This window comes from Stutzerimonas sp. 21-1 (genome assembly GCF_056336065.1).
Genome location: NZ_CM150500.1, coordinates 2320899 through 2333990 on the forward strand (window position 1 = coordinate 2320899; position 13092 = coordinate 2333990).

Genomic DNA, 13092 nt, shown 5'->3' on the forward strand with positions numbered 1-13092 from the left:
GTTCTCCTAAATTCGTTGACGGGCACCGCGCCTAGCGAAACTGCGCCAAGAACCGCAGGTCGTTATCGAAGAACAGGCGTAAATCATTGACGCCATAGCGAAGCATGGCCAGGCGCTCGGCACCCATGCCAAAGGCAAACCCCTGGTATTTCTCCGGGTCGATGCCGGACATCCGCAATACGTTCGGATGCACCATGCCGCAGCCCATGACTTCAAGCCAACCAGTCTGCTTGCATACCCGGCAGCCCTTACCGCTGCACATCACGCACTGCATGTCCACTTCGGCCGAAGGCTCGGTGAACGGAAAGAAGGAAGGTCGAAAGCGCACACCGAGCGGTTTTTCAAAGAACACCCGCAGAAATTCCTCGATGGTGCCTTTTAGGTCGGCGAAGCTGATGCCCTCGTCGATCAGCAAGCCCTCTACTTGATGGAACATCGGCGAATGAGTGATATCAGAATCGCAGCGATAGACTCGCCCCGGGCAAACGATCCGGATTGGCGGCTGGCGGGACTCCATAGTTCGTACCTGAACCGGAGATGTATGGGTCCGCAACAGCATATTGGCGTTGAAGTAGAAGGTATCGTGCATCGCCCGCGCCGGGTGATGGCCCGGGATGTTGAGGGCCTCGAAGTTGTGATAGTCATCCTCAACTTCAGGCCCTTCGGCAACGCTGTATCCGATGTGGCTGAAGAACTGTTCGATGCGCTCGAGCGTACGGGTCACTGGATGCAGGCCGCCCGAGACCTGGCCACGCCCAGGCAGGGAAACGTCAATGCGCTCAGCTGCCAGCTGAGCGCCCAGCGCCACCTGCTCAAGCTCAGCCTTGCGGGCGTTGAGAACGTCTTGAACCTGGGATTTGGCCGCGTTGATCAACGCGCCTGCCTTGGGTCGCTCCTCCGGCGAAAGCTTCCCCAATGTTTGCATCACCAGCGTCAGCTCGCCCTTCTTTCCCAGGTACTGGACCCGAATCTGCTCCAAGGCGTTGACGTCTTCGCTTCGTTGCACAGCCTCGAGCGCTTGCGAGACCAGTGCCTCCAGGTTTTCCATGTACACAACCTCCAGAGGTTCTTGCAGAACCGCACTGGCCGCCGATCGAGGCGCAGATCGGTGCCACGCGCACTTTTGCAAAAGCCCCTCGCAAATACAAAATAGGGGAAGAGCATGAGACTCTTCCCCTATTGATGACGTTGCAGCAGGCTAGAAAGCCTGTGATTGCCGGGGCTTAAGCCAGAGAAGCTTTCGCTTTTTCGACAATCGCAGCAAACGCCGCTTTCTCATTCACTGCCAGATCGGCCAGAACCTTACGGTCGATCTCGATGGCCGCTTTTTTCAGGCCAGCGATGAAACGGCTGTAGGACAGACCGTTAACACGCGCACCGGCATTGATACGAGCGATCCACAGAGCGCGGAACTGACGCTTGCGCTGACGGCGGTCGCGGTAGGCATATTGGCCAGCCTTGATTACCGCCTGCTTGGCGACGCGGAACACGCGCGAACGCGCACCGTAGTAGCCTTTGGCGAGTTTCAGGATTTTCTTGTGACGGCGACGGGCAACGACGCCACGCTTAACACGAGCCATGAGTTATTCCTCTGAGTCTTGACCGGATTAACGAACGCGCAGCATGCGCTCCACTTTTGCAACGTCGGACGGATGCACTTGCGAGCAACCGCGCAGCTGACGCTTACGCTTAGTGGTCATCTTGGTCAGGATGTGGCTCTTGAAAGCGTGCTTGTGCTTGAAGCCGTTAGCAGTCTTCTTGAAGCGCTTCGCAGCACCACTTTTAGTCTTCATCTTTGGCATGTTCGATCTCCACAGTGTGGGTGATTACAAATAACCGCAAGGCCTGCCAGTGCCCTGGTGGTTACTTTTTCTTCTTGGGAGCGATGACCATGATCAGCTGGCGTCCTTCCATCTTCGGATGCTGTTCGACGGAACCGTATTCAGCCAGATCGGTTTCGACCCGCTTCAACAACTCCATTCCCAGCTCCTGATGGGCCATCTCACGACCACGGAATCTCAACGAAACCTTGGCCCTGTCTCCCTCGCTAAGGAAACGAATCAGGTTGCGCAGCTTGACCTGATAGTCTCCCTCTTCCGTCCCTGGACGAAACTTGATTTCTTTTACCTGGATCTGCTTCTGGTTTTTCTTCGCCGCTGCGACCTGCTTCTTCTTCTCGAAGAGATGCTTGCCGTAATCCATGATCCGGCAAACCGGCGGAACGGCATCAGCGGAAATTTCCACCAGATCCAGTTTTGCTTCTTCTGCTACTCGAAGCGCTTCATCAATCGAGACGATGCCAATCTGCTCGCCGTCAGCACCAATCAAACGGACCTCACGAGCCGAGATATTCTCGTTGATCGGGGCCTTGGGTGCGGTTCGTTTGTCTTGTCTCATTTCACGCTTAATAGCTATTACTCCAAATCTTGGCGACCACGCCGGGAAACCGCCTGCGCCAGCAGCTGCGCGAATTGCTCGAGGGGCATGGAGCCCAGATCGACGCCTTCGCGGGTGCGCACAGCAACGGAGCGAGTCTCAACCTCCCGATCCCCGATAACCAAGAGATAAGGAGTCTTGAGCAAAGTATGCTCGCGGATTTTAAAGCCGATCTTCTCGTTTCTCAAGTCGGACTTGGCACGAAACCCGCTTTGACTCAAGGTTCTTTCAACTTCGAGAGCAAATTCGGCCTGCTTGTCGGTGATATTCATCACCACCGCCTGAGTCGGTGCCAGCCAAGCCGGGAAGGCTCCTTCGTAGTGCTCGATCAGGATACCGATGAAGCGCTCGAATGAACCGAGAATTGCGCGATGCAACATCACCGGATGCTGGCGGTCATTGTTCTCACTGACGTATTCAGCACCCAGACGAATAGGCAGATTGAAGTCCAGCTGCAACGTACCGCATTGCCAGACCCGGCCGAGGCAATCTTTCAGCGAGAATTCGATCTTGGGTCCGTAGAATGCACCTTCACCCGGTTGCAGATCGTATGCCAGCCCAGCGCTGTCGAGCGCCGCAGCCAGAGCCGCCTCAGCCCGATCCCACAGCTCATCGGAACCCACGCGCTTTTCCGGGCGAGTCGACAGCTTGAGCTGGATATCGTCGAAACCGAAATCAGCATACACCGCCTGAGTCAGCTTGATGAATGCCGCGGACTCGGACTGCATTTGCTCTTCGGTACAGAAGATATGCGCGTCATCCTGAGTGAAGCCGCGCACCCGCATAATCCCATGCAACGCGCCGGACGGCTCATTGCGGTGGCAGGCACCGAACTCAGCCAGCCGCAACGGCAGCTCGCGGTAGCTCTTGAGCCCCTGGTTGTAGACCTGCACGTGGCACGGGCAGTTCATCGGCTTGATCGCGTAATCACGACTCTCCGACTCGGTGGTGAACATGTTCTCGGCGTAGTTCGCCCAATGTCCCGACTTTTCCCAGAGAACCCGATCCACCACCTGGGGCGTCTTGATCTCCAGATAGCCGTTATCGCGCTGCACGGCACGCATATACTGCTCAAGCACTTGGTAGAGCGTCCAGCCGTTCGGATGCCAGAAAACCATGCCCGGCGCTTCTTCCTGCGTATGAAACAGATCAAGGCGCTTGCCAATCTTGCGGTGATCGCGCTTCTCTGCCTCCTCGATGCGCTGGATGTAGGCCGCCAGCTGCTTCTTGTCCGCCCAGGCCGTACCGTAGATACGCTGCAGCTGCTCGTTCTTGGCATCGCCACGCCAGTACGCGCCCGACAGCTTGGTCAGCTTGAAAGCCTTAAGAAAGCGGGTATTAGGGACGTGCGGACCACGGCACATGTCCACGTATTCCTCGTGGTAGTACAACCCCATCGCCTGCTCGTCCGGCATGTCCTCGATCAAGCGCAGCTTGTATTCCTCGCCACGCGAACTGAAGACATCAATCACTTCCTGGCGCGGAGTGACCTTCTTGACGACATCGTAATCCTTGTCGATGAGATCGCGCATTCGCGCTTCGATCGCGGCGACGTCATCCGGCGTAAAGGGACGCTCGTAGGCAATGTCGTAATAGAAGCCCTCGTCGATCACGGGCCCGATCACCATCCGCGCCGTCGGATACAACTGCTTCACCGCATGCCCGATCAAGTGCGCACACGAGTGACGGATGATTTCCAGCCCCTCGTCATCCTTCGGCGTGATGATCTGCACGCTGGCATCGCGCTCGATCAGATCACACGCATCGACCAGCCGGCCATCTACCTTGCCGGCGAGCGTCGCCTTGGCTAGTCCCGCACCGATGGACTGCGCAACCTCCGCAACGGACACCGCATGATCGAACGAACGCTGACTGCCGTCAGGAAGAGTAATGATGGGCATGGCGCCTCCTCTCCTAGTGGTGACCCCTACCAAAGGCCACATGGGTTGGGATGAGCCAGGAAAGCGATTCAGCGAATCTCCTGCCGCACAGTGGCAGATGCCGGTAGGCTCGAGCCGCACAAACCGAAGTCACTGGAAGAATGAAACAGACATGCTTTCAGAAAGCCACGCATCCTGACAAGCAAGCCAAAAAAAAGGGTCGCTTTCGCGACCCTTTTCGAATTGGTAGGCACAATTGGATTCGAACCAACGACCCCCACCATGTCAAGGTGGTGCTCTAACCAACTGAGCTATGTGCCTTCGATGGGGGCGCATTCTATAGCCAGCCCCGCGAGAGTCAAGCTTTTTTTCAGCTAAGCCGCTGATATCTGAAAAATTTACCGGGACGCGAGCGGATGGAACGGCAGCGCTGGCGGAGCACCAGCGCTCGCGCTAGCATCGCGTCAAATATATACAACAGGTATATCGAAATGCCGCACACACCCTACCCCCCGTCTTTCTATGCTGCTTCAGCGAATCCAGCACCGGAACGGCCGCCATTACGTGAAAGCAAGCACGCCGATGTCTGCGTCATCGGCGCCGGCTATACCGGCCTTTCCGCCGGCCTGTTTCTCGCCGAACAAGGCTATCAGGTGGTGGTCCTGGAGGCGGCCCAAGTAGGCTTCGGCGCCTCTGGGCGCAACGGCGGCCAGATCGTCAACAGCTACAGTCGGGATCTCGACAGCGTGGAGCGCAGTGTTAGCGTCGACGAAGCGCGCCTGATCGGCGCGATGGCGTTTGAAGGCGGAAGGATCATTCGTGAACGCATCGCGCGTTACGGCATCCAGTGCGACCTCAAGAACGGCGGCGTTTTTGCAGCCTTCACGCACAAACAAATACACCACCTCGAGCAGCAGAAAGCGCTCTGGGAGCGCTATGGCTACGACCAGTTGGCAGTGCTCGATCAAGATGCCATTCGCCAGATCGTCGCCTGCGATCGCTATATCGGCGGAACCCTGGACAAGCTGGGCGGCCACATCCACCCACTTAACCTTGCGCTGGGCGAGGCTGCGGCGCTGGAGTCGCTGGGCGGGATCATTTATGAGCAAAGCCAGGCAATCCGTATCGATCGCGGTCCTGCGCCAGTGGTGCACACCGCACAAGGCTCGGTACATGCAAAATTCTTGGTAATTGCCGGCAACGCGTACCTTAGTGGACTAGTGCCTGAGCTCGCCGCCAAATCGATGCCATGTGGAACCCAGGTAATTGCAACCGAACCGCTGGACGGTGATCTCGCCCACCGTCTACTGCCGCAGGACTACTGCGTCGAAGACTGCAACTACCTACTCGACTATTACCGACTCTCTGCCGACAAACGCCTCATCTACGGCGGTGGCGTGGCATATGGCGCGCGTGACCCGGCCGATATCGAATCGATCATTCGTCCCAAGATGCTAAAGACCTTTCCACAACTCCAAGACGTCAAGATCGAATACAGCTGGACCGGCAATTTCCTGCTTACGCTGTCGCGGTTACCGCAGGTCGGACGCTTGGGAGACAACATTTACTACTCGCAGGGCTGCAGCGGCCACGGCGTCACCTACACCCACCTGGCCGGCAAGATCATCGCCGAAGCCTTGCGCGGCCAGGCGGAACGTTTCGACGCTTTCGCTAGCCTGCCGCACCATCCCTTCCCTGGCGGCCATCAGCTACGCGTGCCGCTGAGCGCGCTTGGGGCGCTGTACTACAGTCTGCGCGATAGATTGGGCATCTGATTAGATTAGCGACAGGCAGGAATCGCCTGGCAAGCCTGTCGCGCACCAGCGACGGGCAACGGCAGAGGCTCGGCAAAGCGCGTGTCCTGCGGCGAGATACTCGCCGCGCAAGTGCGCGCCTGCTGCGCTTCGTTGAAGCATCCTTTTTCTGCCAATACATGCGAAAGGTTGAACCAGCCGGGAGCGAATCCGGCGTCGCGGCTCACGCTGATGCGCAGCGCCTGCTCTGCAGCCTGCCGATCACCCAGTGCATATTCGCTGTTAGCTAGCGCAAACCACGGCATGCCGCCAGGCCAGCGCTCGCCGGCCACGCGATAGGCCACTTGCGCTGAATCCACCAGCCCCACCTGCTCAAGGTCACTCGCTGCCCGCAGCCAGACCGCCTCCTCGGCCGTCGCTGGCAATCGATCCGGCCTAACCGTCACGATTGCCCAGCGATCCCCCTTTGCCCAGCTGCGCTCGAACTGATGAAAACTGCCGACCCAACGCCGAGTGGTCCCGGAGCGCAGAATGATCTCCTGCTCGCCCAGGTCGTAGCCGATCACCACAGCGAAATGCCACTGCGGCCAGCGATCGAAGGCCAGGTTCTGCAAAACCAGAACCGGATTACCCGCGGCCACTTCCTCCAAGAGCGTTTCCAGCCGCGGGCGCAACGGATACACCAACATCCCGTTCGCACGCGCAGCGGCCACCATCTCTACCTGCAGGCTTCCACGGCGCTGCGGGATATAGACCTGATCGACCAACTGTTCAGGAGTGACTGGCCGTCCGCCATGCACCAGCATTGTCGCCAGCGCCGCAGGTCCGCACTGAAAATCCTCCTGCGCGAAGAATGGTGTATCGACAAGTTCGATCTGCCCCGGCAGCCGAGCACTACCGATGTTCAGCGGTTTCTGTGCACAGCCGCCGAGCAGAACGATGACCAGCAATACTGGCCAACCAAGGCGTCGGGTCAACGGTTGATGCAATTGACGAAATTGAAAATGTTGGTTGCACAAAGCATATCCGTGATGATGAAGATCACTAGAAACAGCACGATTATCCCAACCACACCGGCACCGGCCGGGGCCTGGTCGAGCTGCTGGTTGAACTGCGCCAGTTCTGCGGGGGTCAGGCTGTTAATACGCTTTTCTACCTGAGTCCGATCGACTCCCATCGACTCGAGTTTCTTCTGCACGTCCTGATCGTCCAACATCGTAAGCAGCTGTTGGCGATCGACTTGCTGTTGCTGCTCGGCAATCACTTCGGGCGTACCGATCATCGCCGCCTGTGCCATCGGAATCTGCGCAACCAGCATGAAATGCAAAGCCGCCACAACGGCAGCGACACGCTTGAGCAGGGATGAGCTGAACATGGTGCTACTCCTTTTTCGAGATCGGCCTGTGCAACTGCAAAAGGCCATCACCAGTAAGACGAACGACAGCCGCTTCGGTTCCCGCTTGTCAGGTATTTCGTGACGGACTTTGGTTGGCCGGCATTTTACCTTTTGCTTGTCCGTCACTAACGTTGATCGTAGTAGATCGAATTCAATCAGCCTAAATGGGAAAAGCACATGTCCAAACCGCTTTGCGTAGTGTTGCTATTCGTCGCGTCATTTCTTGCAGGCTGCCAGTGGCATCCTGCAACCACCGAAGCCGCCGGCAATATGTGCGACTCGCAGCACGTGCAGCACCTGCTGGGCCGAATCGCCACCCCACAATTGCTCGAGCAGGCACGCGAACTGGCCGGAGCTCAATCCGCACGCCTGTTGCGCCCGGATCAGGTCGTTACCCTGGAGTACGATTCACGGCGACTGAACATCCACACCGACAAGAATCTGAAGATCCAACGACTAACATGCGGTTAAGAACGCGCCCACCGGCAGCTGACCGCGCCCTGAACCTTCGGCTACGCCGCAGTTACTGCGCCATCGCCCTGCGCACGCGGAGATTGGATGCTGAAACGGGCTTGGGCGGTGTGAGAAGAAAACCAAGCCGGTAGCGATTGATCACGATCTGGGCAAGCAGCGGCGCCGCGATACCAACCAGCGTTCCCAGCACCAGATGCACCGGTATCGAATCGATACCCAGGAAGCTGGCAAGAATTACGCGCACGCCACTGCCTGCCAGGATGTGCATCAGATAGATCGTCATTGACGACGCACCGAGGAACAGCAACCAGCCCACCCGGAACTGCCCCAGCCACATGGAGAGCGCGACCATAAAGAAGATCGAAATGGTCGCCAGCGCTAGCACAGGCAAACCACCATCCACATAGTTCATCCCGAACGTTATGTGGAACAGGTACTGCCCGACCACAAAAAGAGCCCCGAAGAACAGCGTCAGCTGTATACAGCGCGCCAGAAAGAACTGCTTAACCTCGTTGAACCAAATGCCTAGTGCAAAGAAAACGGTATTACCGAGGATGAACCTGGTCGCCGTATTGACCGTGAGCGCGTCCTTGAATATGAAAAGCACGCCAAACAGAACCACCATCGGCAAGAAGTAACGACGATCAGCTCGCGCGTATAGAAAGGAGCAGAGCAAGAACACCAAGAACAGCGCATACAGGAACCAGAACTGGGCTCGCGGCATCCACAACAGGGAGAACACTTCGACCAGTGTTACCTGACCATTGGTGTAGTTGGAAAGCACAACCTCGATCAGCCCCTGCAACAGCGACCAGACGATAAACGGGTAAACGATGGTATCGACCTTGTTGATGATCAACCCGCCCTTGCCACGTTTTTGCAGCGAGTCGAAGAAGAAAAGCCCCGACAGAAAGAAGAACAATGGCATGTGGAAGCTGTAGATAATGCTGTCCACCAGTACGTAATTGGCTTCATCCATAGGCAGGCCCGCGTTGAACACCCCGCGCGCGACGTGCCCATAAACGACCAGGATGATCCCTATCGCCTTGGCATAATCGACCCAGACATTTCTCTCCTGCATCATCATCGTTCTCCTTGTTGTGAAGGCATCGGAAAGCCGGCGCTCAGCCTGCGCTTGAGAGCGGATGCTGCAGATAGACAATGCTTTCGAGGATTTGTTTGCGCCTCGGCAAAAGGACAGCCTCCAGCGGCAAGCAGCCATAACACTCAGCCACGCTCACCAAATGAATAATCGACGTCAGAGGCATGCGAAACGCCTGATCCACCAAGCACTACAGCGCGTTACCGCGGAGAAGTCACGTAAATGGGCGACGCGAAAGCGTCATCGAAACGATCGATCACGACCTGATGCGCCCAGTTGTGATGCAAACAGACCGGGTGTATATCACTGCCTTTTTTCTCGGAGCCTGCCATGAGCGACCGCCTTCTTCCTGCGTGCTCCATCCTGTTGCTTGCCGGCGGTCGAGGCCAGCGCATGGGTGGCAGGGACAAGGGATTGATCGAGTGGCATGGACGACCGCTGATTGCCTGGGTGCACGAGACCGTTCGCGCACTAACCGACGATCTGTTGCTGTCATGCAACCGCAACCAGACCGCCTATGCACCTTACGCGGATCGCCTGCTCTCAGATGAAGAACCCGATTATCCCGGTCCATTGGCCGGGATTCGGGCGGGGCTTGCCGCTGCACATCATGATTGGCTGATGGTCTTGCCCTGCGACGCTCCGATGATCGATGCGCTGCTGCTGCGGAGCCTCCACGCAATTGCCACGCAGGATCCTCTGCATCCCTTGATGGTGCGCCGCTCAGCGCAGTGGGAGCCGTTGTTCAGCATGATTCCAACACACCTGGCTGCGCGTCTCGAAGCAGCTTGGCAGGCCGGCGCTCGCAGCCCTCGCCAGGTACTGCTGGCGCTAGGATCACGAGCATTGGATCTAGCCGAGGACGATCCACGCCTGGCCAACCTCAACACCCCGGAACTACTCGAACGCTGAGGTTTCGGGAACTTAGCCTGGCTGACGCCCGTCCCACTTGCATCATAACCAAGGAGGCAAGGACCATGACCTCACGCATCATTCCTGCATTGCTTGTCATCGTCGGGCTGGGGGCACTGACCGGATGCGCCAATCCGAGCGTTATCACCCTCAACGATGGCCGAGAAATCCAGACGCTCGACCACCCCGAGTACGACGATGAATCCGGCTTCTACGAGTACGAACAGCTCGACGGCAATCCCGGCAAGGTCAACAAGGATCAGGTTCGGACCGTCCGCGAGCTCTGAGTATCCGCCCGATGGGTTGGCGCCCCCTTCAGCCAACCCTCGGCTCTTCGCCAGGCCCCGCGCCTGATCGACCGCAGCCAAGCGCCCCTCAAAAAAATCCTTACTAAGCCCTTGTGCGACAAAACTTTTTCTGTAGAATGCGCGCCATCTTCGGAGCGTAGCGCAGCTTGGTAGCGCGTCTCGTTCGGGACGAGAAGGTCGCTGGTTCGAATCCAGTCGCTCCGACCAATTCCCGAATCTCTTGCACGACCCAATGCAAGAATTAAAAAAGCCGACTTTTAAGTCGGCTTTTTTCGTTTCCGCGAAACATGTCGCCATACAGTAGGCACGGTGCCTCAGACCTGCAGAAAACCCACTATCTGCTCAGCCTCGAACGGCCAATCCAATTCCGCTCCGGTATCAACTCGACGCAACACCGGAATGCGCAGACCGTAATCATCAACCCACTCCGGCCTTTCAGCAATATCCAGTAGCTCCACCAGCAGGCCATGCTCAACCAGCGGCATCAATATCTCCTCGGCCTGCTCACACAAGTGGCAACCAAGGGTTCCGAAAAGCTGACACTCAGGCAGCATAAGCGACTCATTCATATTTCCAGCTATGAACGCATTCTAGCAGTCGCTTCACGATTGGCTGCTATCGGTAGCCACCTCCCTCCCCAGCATGGTTTTGTGAAGCTCCACGCATCGCTCGGCTTGATTAACCGCAAAATTCGACTCTCGCGCACCGAAACGCTAGGATGCCGCAACCCGAAGCAACGGACAGATTGCAGGGTAATTCACATCCAACAGATGCCGTTTTGACAGTCAGGTGCAATATCACTGGAGCAGTCGATGCGGGGAACATACAGACGGCGCCGTCTAGCACGTTGACTGTGTGCTCCTGAAGACTAAAGTCTAAAGGTTGAAATTGTCCTGTAATGTTTTATTGCAGGACGCCGTAAAGAGCGACTTTCAGAGCATCATCCAACGAGGAGAAATAAGAAATGCTCAAGACCCCCATCGCCCGGGGCGTGGCCCTGGCCACTCTGGGAGCAACACTGGCTATCCCGTCCATGGCTCAAGCTGCCTTTATCGAAGACACCAAGGCTGGCCTTGAACTGCGTAATTTCTATTTCAATCGCGACTGGCGCCAAGACGGCGCTGGCCAATCCAAAGCCGACGAATGGGCACAGGGTTTCCTGCTGCGCGTTGAGTCTGGTTATACGGAAGGCACCGTAGGTTTCGGTGTTGACGCCCTTGGCTTGCTCGGCGTCAAACTGGACTCTAGTCCTGATCGTACCGGCACCGGCCTGCTGCCGGTCGGTGACTCAGGAGCACCGGATGACTATTCCCAATTGGGGCTGACTGCTAAGGCCAGAGTTTCCAAGAGCATTCTGAAAGTCGGTACGCTGCAACCCAAGAATATGGCTATTGCTACCAGCGATAGTCGTCTGCTGCCGGCCACAATGCGTGGTGCTCAGCTTGTTTCCAACGAAATTGACAACCTTACTCTGGATGTCGCGTATTTCGACCAGTTCAATGATCGTAACTCCACCAACGATCAGGACATCACCATTAATACCTCCGGCAAAGGTATTACCGGCGCTACGGAATCTGATGAGTTTGTTTACCTCGGCGGTACTTACAAGCTCACCAAGGACCTGAGTGCGTCCTATTATTACAGCAATCTTGAAGATAACTATAAGCAGCATGCATTGAACCTCGTTCACGTGCTGCCGATCGCAGATGGTCAGTCGTTGAAGACCGATCTGCGTTATCAGCGTTCGAAGGATGACGGCAATACAAACGTCGATAACAAGGCGTTCGGCGCAATGGTCACCTACTCCATCAGCGGCCACAGCTTCGGCCTTGGTTATCAGAAGATGTCCGGTGATACCGGCTTCGCCTATGTCGGCGGTGGCGTAGACCCCTATCTGGTCAACTATGTACAGATCGGCGATTTCGCACAGACTGACGAGAAATCGTGGCAAGCTCGTTACGACTATAATTTCGCTGCCATCGGCATTCCTGGCCTGACCTTCATGACTCGCTATGTCACTGGTGACAACTTCGAGCGTGCCGGTGTCTCGGAGGGTAAGGAATGGGAGCGAGATACCGACATCGGTTACGTTATTCAGGATGGCGCACTCAAGAACCTGGGGCTCAAATGGCGTAATGCCACTTTCCGCAGCAATGGTGCAGCGAACGATATCGACGAAAACCGCCTGATCGTTAGCTATACTATCCCGCTGATGTAATCGCGTCTTGCTGTATTGCTGCAGCAGATAAAAAGAAACCCGCCTCGGCGGGTTTCTTTTTATCTAGTGAAAAATTTAAATCCAGCAACTCCACCGCGCTATCCTCGAAACGAAGCGGGAACCTTACCTGCCGGCTATGCTCGAAACTTACAGCACCGGAACGCATCGTTCCGGCACAATCTCGAGGAGCCGCCCATGTCTACCGAGTCTACCTTCGGCACTACCGACGAAACCCCAATTCCCGATACGCCTCATGATCAACGTGCGCCGCTGCTCGACAAGTCGGCTCATCGGCGCAATCTGCACAATGCGCAAAACGCCCTGATTGACGAATTTCACACGCTGATAGGGGATACCGAGCGCCTGCTCAAGCACACTCAGGAAACGGCTGGCCTACAGAGCGAAGAGCTACGCGGCAAGATCAATGAGAATCTAGCTCGGGCAAAAACACTACTGAAGGATCGCGAAGCCTCCATGCGCGAGCAGAGCCAAGCCGCAATTCAGTGCACCGAAGACTATGTCCAGAGCCACCCCTGGCAATCGGTAGGCATTGCTGCTGGTGTCGGCTTCCTGCTGGGCCTGCTTTCTTCACGTCGCTAAGTCGAGGTAGTC

General features: G+C 56.8%; 15 protein-coding genes and 2 tRNA genes. 7 read left to right on the top strand and 10 right to left on the bottom strand.

From position 1 onward, the window contains the following. Nucleotides 1-31: 31 nt before the first annotated feature. The 6 genes from pheS to AC0ZJQ_RS11265 form a co-directional block, all read right to left on the bottom strand. The gene (gene pheS, locus AC0ZJQ_RS11240; protein WP_155550576.1) at nt 32-1048 is read right to left on the bottom strand and encodes a phenylalanine--tRNA ligase subunit alpha; all 1017 of its coding nucleotides are present in this window, start codon (nt 1046-1048) and stop codon (nt 32-34) included. 175 nt (nt 1049-1223) lie between these two features. Then, the gene (gene rplT, locus AC0ZJQ_RS11245; protein WP_008569012.1) at nt 1224-1580 is read right to left on the bottom strand and encodes a 50S ribosomal protein L20; all 357 of its coding nucleotides are present in this window, start codon (nt 1578-1580) and stop codon (nt 1224-1226) included. 27 nt (nt 1581-1607) lie between these two features. After that, complete coding sequence (gene rpmI, locus AC0ZJQ_RS11250; protein ID WP_003298367.1) at nt 1608-1802, bottom strand: 50S ribosomal protein L35; 195 nt, start codon at nt 1800-1802, stop codon at nt 1608-1610. A gap of 61 nt (nt 1803-1863) precedes the next feature. Then, complete coding sequence (gene infC, locus AC0ZJQ_RS11255; RefSeq protein ID WP_177313814.1) at nt 1864-2415, bottom strand: translation initiation factor IF-3; 552 nt, start codon at nt 2413-2415, stop codon at nt 1864-1866. Next, the gene (gene thrS, locus AC0ZJQ_RS11260; protein ID WP_476476672.1) at nt 2415-4337 is read right to left on the bottom strand and encodes a threonine--tRNA ligase; all 1923 of its coding nucleotides are present in this window, start codon (nt 4335-4337) and stop codon (nt 2415-2417) included. The genes infC and thrS overlap by 1 nt, the downstream gene beginning before the upstream one ends. A gap of 223 nt (nt 4338-4560) precedes the next feature. After that, nucleotides 4561-4637 (bottom strand) — tRNA-Val (locus AC0ZJQ_RS11265). Nucleotides 4638-4807: 170 nt separating this feature from the next. Between AC0ZJQ_RS11265 and AC0ZJQ_RS11270 the strand changes: the two genes are divergently transcribed. Continuing rightward, entirely contained in the window at nt 4808-6091 is a 1284-nt protein-coding gene (locus AC0ZJQ_RS11270; protein WP_476476673.1) for an NAD(P)/FAD-dependent oxidoreductase, read from the top strand. A 5-nt stretch (nt 6092-6096) separates the two neighbouring features. Here the strand turns inward: AC0ZJQ_RS11270 and AC0ZJQ_RS11275 are convergent, their stop codons facing one another. Together AC0ZJQ_RS11275 and AC0ZJQ_RS11280 are read right to left on the bottom strand one after the other, a co-directional pair. After that, nucleotides 6097-7020 (bottom strand): PA2778 family cysteine peptidase, encoded by a 924-nt coding sequence (locus AC0ZJQ_RS11275; RefSeq protein ID WP_476476674.1) that lies wholly within the window; start codon nt 7018-7020, stop codon nt 6097-6099. A 23-nt stretch (nt 7021-7043) separates the two neighbouring features. Beyond that, entirely contained in the window at nt 7044-7445 is a 402-nt protein-coding gene (locus AC0ZJQ_RS11280) for a PA2779 family protein (protein ID WP_008569006.1), read from the bottom strand. Between the two features lie 198 nt (nt 7446-7643). Between AC0ZJQ_RS11280 and AC0ZJQ_RS11285 the strand changes: the two genes are divergently transcribed. Then, a complete protein-coding gene (locus tag AC0ZJQ_RS11285) occupies nt 7644-7937 on the top strand; it encodes an I78 family peptidase inhibitor (RefSeq protein WP_476476675.1) in 294 nt (97 codons plus the stop codon). A 52-nt stretch (nt 7938-7989) separates the two neighbouring features. Here the strand turns inward: AC0ZJQ_RS11285 and AC0ZJQ_RS11290 are convergent, their stop codons facing one another. After that, nucleotides 7990-9021 (bottom strand): acyltransferase family protein, encoded by a 1032-nt coding sequence (locus AC0ZJQ_RS11290; protein ID WP_476477773.1) that lies wholly within the window; start codon nt 9019-9021, stop codon nt 7990-7992. A 351-nt stretch (nt 9022-9372) separates the two neighbouring features. Here AC0ZJQ_RS11290 and mobA point away from each other — a divergent pair, with 351 nt between their 5' ends. From mobA to AC0ZJQ_RS11305, 3 genes are all read left to right on the top strand, one after another. Continuing rightward, nucleotides 9373-9954 carry a molybdenum cofactor guanylyltransferase MobA gene (gene mobA / locus AC0ZJQ_RS11295; protein ID WP_476476676.1) on the top strand — a complete coding sequence of 194 codons (582 nt, stop codon included), beginning with the start codon at nt 9373-9375 and terminating at the stop codon, nt 9952-9954. Nucleotides 9955-10019: 65 nt separating this feature from the next. Continuing rightward, on the top strand, nt 10020-10241 hold the full coding sequence (locus tag AC0ZJQ_RS11300) for a YgdI/YgdR family lipoprotein (RefSeq protein ID WP_008569001.1): 222 nt from the start codon (nt 10020-10022) through the stop codon (nt 10239-10241). A 151-nt stretch (nt 10242-10392) separates the two neighbouring features. Further along, nucleotides 10393-10469: transfer RNA gene (locus tag AC0ZJQ_RS11305), tRNA-Pro, on the top strand. Nucleotides 10470-10576: 107 nt separating this feature from the next. Here AC0ZJQ_RS11305 and AC0ZJQ_RS11310 read toward each other — a convergent pair. Then, entirely contained in the window at nt 10577-10816 is a 240-nt protein-coding gene (locus AC0ZJQ_RS11310; RefSeq protein ID WP_008569000.1) for a glutaredoxin family protein, read from the bottom strand. 410 nt (nt 10817-11226) lie between these two features. Between AC0ZJQ_RS11310 and AC0ZJQ_RS11315 the strand changes: the two genes are divergently transcribed. Both AC0ZJQ_RS11315 and AC0ZJQ_RS11320 read left to right on the top strand, forming a co-directional pair. Further along, nucleotides 11227-12480: an OprD family porin gene (locus tag AC0ZJQ_RS11315; protein ID WP_008568999.1), complete on the top strand. Its 1254-nt coding sequence runs from the start codon at nt 11227-11229 to the stop codon at nt 12478-12480. 195 nt (nt 12481-12675) lie between these two features. Further along, nucleotides 12676-13080: an ElaB/YgaM/YqjD family protein gene (locus AC0ZJQ_RS11320; RefSeq protein WP_476476677.1), complete on the top strand. Its 405-nt coding sequence runs from the start codon at nt 12676-12678 to the stop codon at nt 13078-13080. Nucleotides 13081-13092: the final 12 nt, after the last annotated feature.

Excerpts from the sequence above, each read along its gene's own strand:
- AC0ZJQ_RS11315 (WP_008568999.1), top strand. The coding sequence starts at position 11,227 with ATGCTCAAGACCCCCATCGCCCGGGGCGTGGCCCTGGCCACTCTGGGA.
- AC0ZJQ_RS11285 (WP_476476675.1), top strand. The coding sequence starts at position 7,644 with ATGTCCAAACCGCTTTGCGTAGTGTTGCTATTCGTCGCGTCATTTCTT.
- AC0ZJQ_RS11280 (WP_008569006.1), bottom strand. The coding sequence starts at position 7,445 with ATGTTCAGCTCATCCCTGCTCAAGCGTGTCGCTGCCGTTGTGGCGGCT.
- thrS (WP_476476672.1), bottom strand. The coding sequence starts at position 4,337 with ATGCCCATCATTACTCTTCCTGACGGCAGTCAGCGTTCGTTCGATCAT.
- AC0ZJQ_RS11320 (WP_476476677.1), top strand. The coding sequence starts at position 12,676 with ATGTCTACCGAGTCTACCTTCGGCACTACCGACGAAACCCCAATTCCC.
- mobA (WP_476476676.1), top strand. The coding sequence starts at position 9,373 with ATGAGCGACCGCCTTCTTCCTGCGTGCTCCATCCTGTTGCTTGCCGGC.
- AC0ZJQ_RS11290 (WP_476477773.1), bottom strand. The coding sequence starts at position 9,021 with ATGCAGGAGAGAAATGTCTGGGTCGATTATGCCAAGGCGATAGGGATC.
- rplT (WP_008569012.1), bottom strand. The coding sequence starts at position 1,580 with ATGGCTCGTGTTAAGCGTGGCGTCGTTGCCCGTCGCCGTCACAAGAAA.
- AC0ZJQ_RS11310 (WP_008569000.1), bottom strand. The coding sequence starts at position 10,816 with ATGCTGCCTGAGTGTCAGCTTTTCGGAACCCTTGGTTGCCACTTGTGT.
- pheS (WP_155550576.1), bottom strand. The coding sequence starts at position 1,048 with ATGGAAAACCTGGAGGCACTGGTCTCGCAAGCGCTCGAGGCTGTGCAA.
- AC0ZJQ_RS11300 (WP_008569001.1), top strand. The coding sequence starts at position 10,020 with ATGACCTCACGCATCATTCCTGCATTGCTTGTCATCGTCGGGCTGGGG.
- AC0ZJQ_RS11270 (WP_476476673.1), top strand. The coding sequence starts at position 4,808 with ATGCCGCACACACCCTACCCCCCGTCTTTCTATGCTGCTTCAGCGAAT.
- rpmI (WP_003298367.1), bottom strand. The coding sequence starts at position 1,802 with ATGCCAAAGATGAAGACTAAAAGTGGTGCTGCGAAGCGCTTCAAGAAG.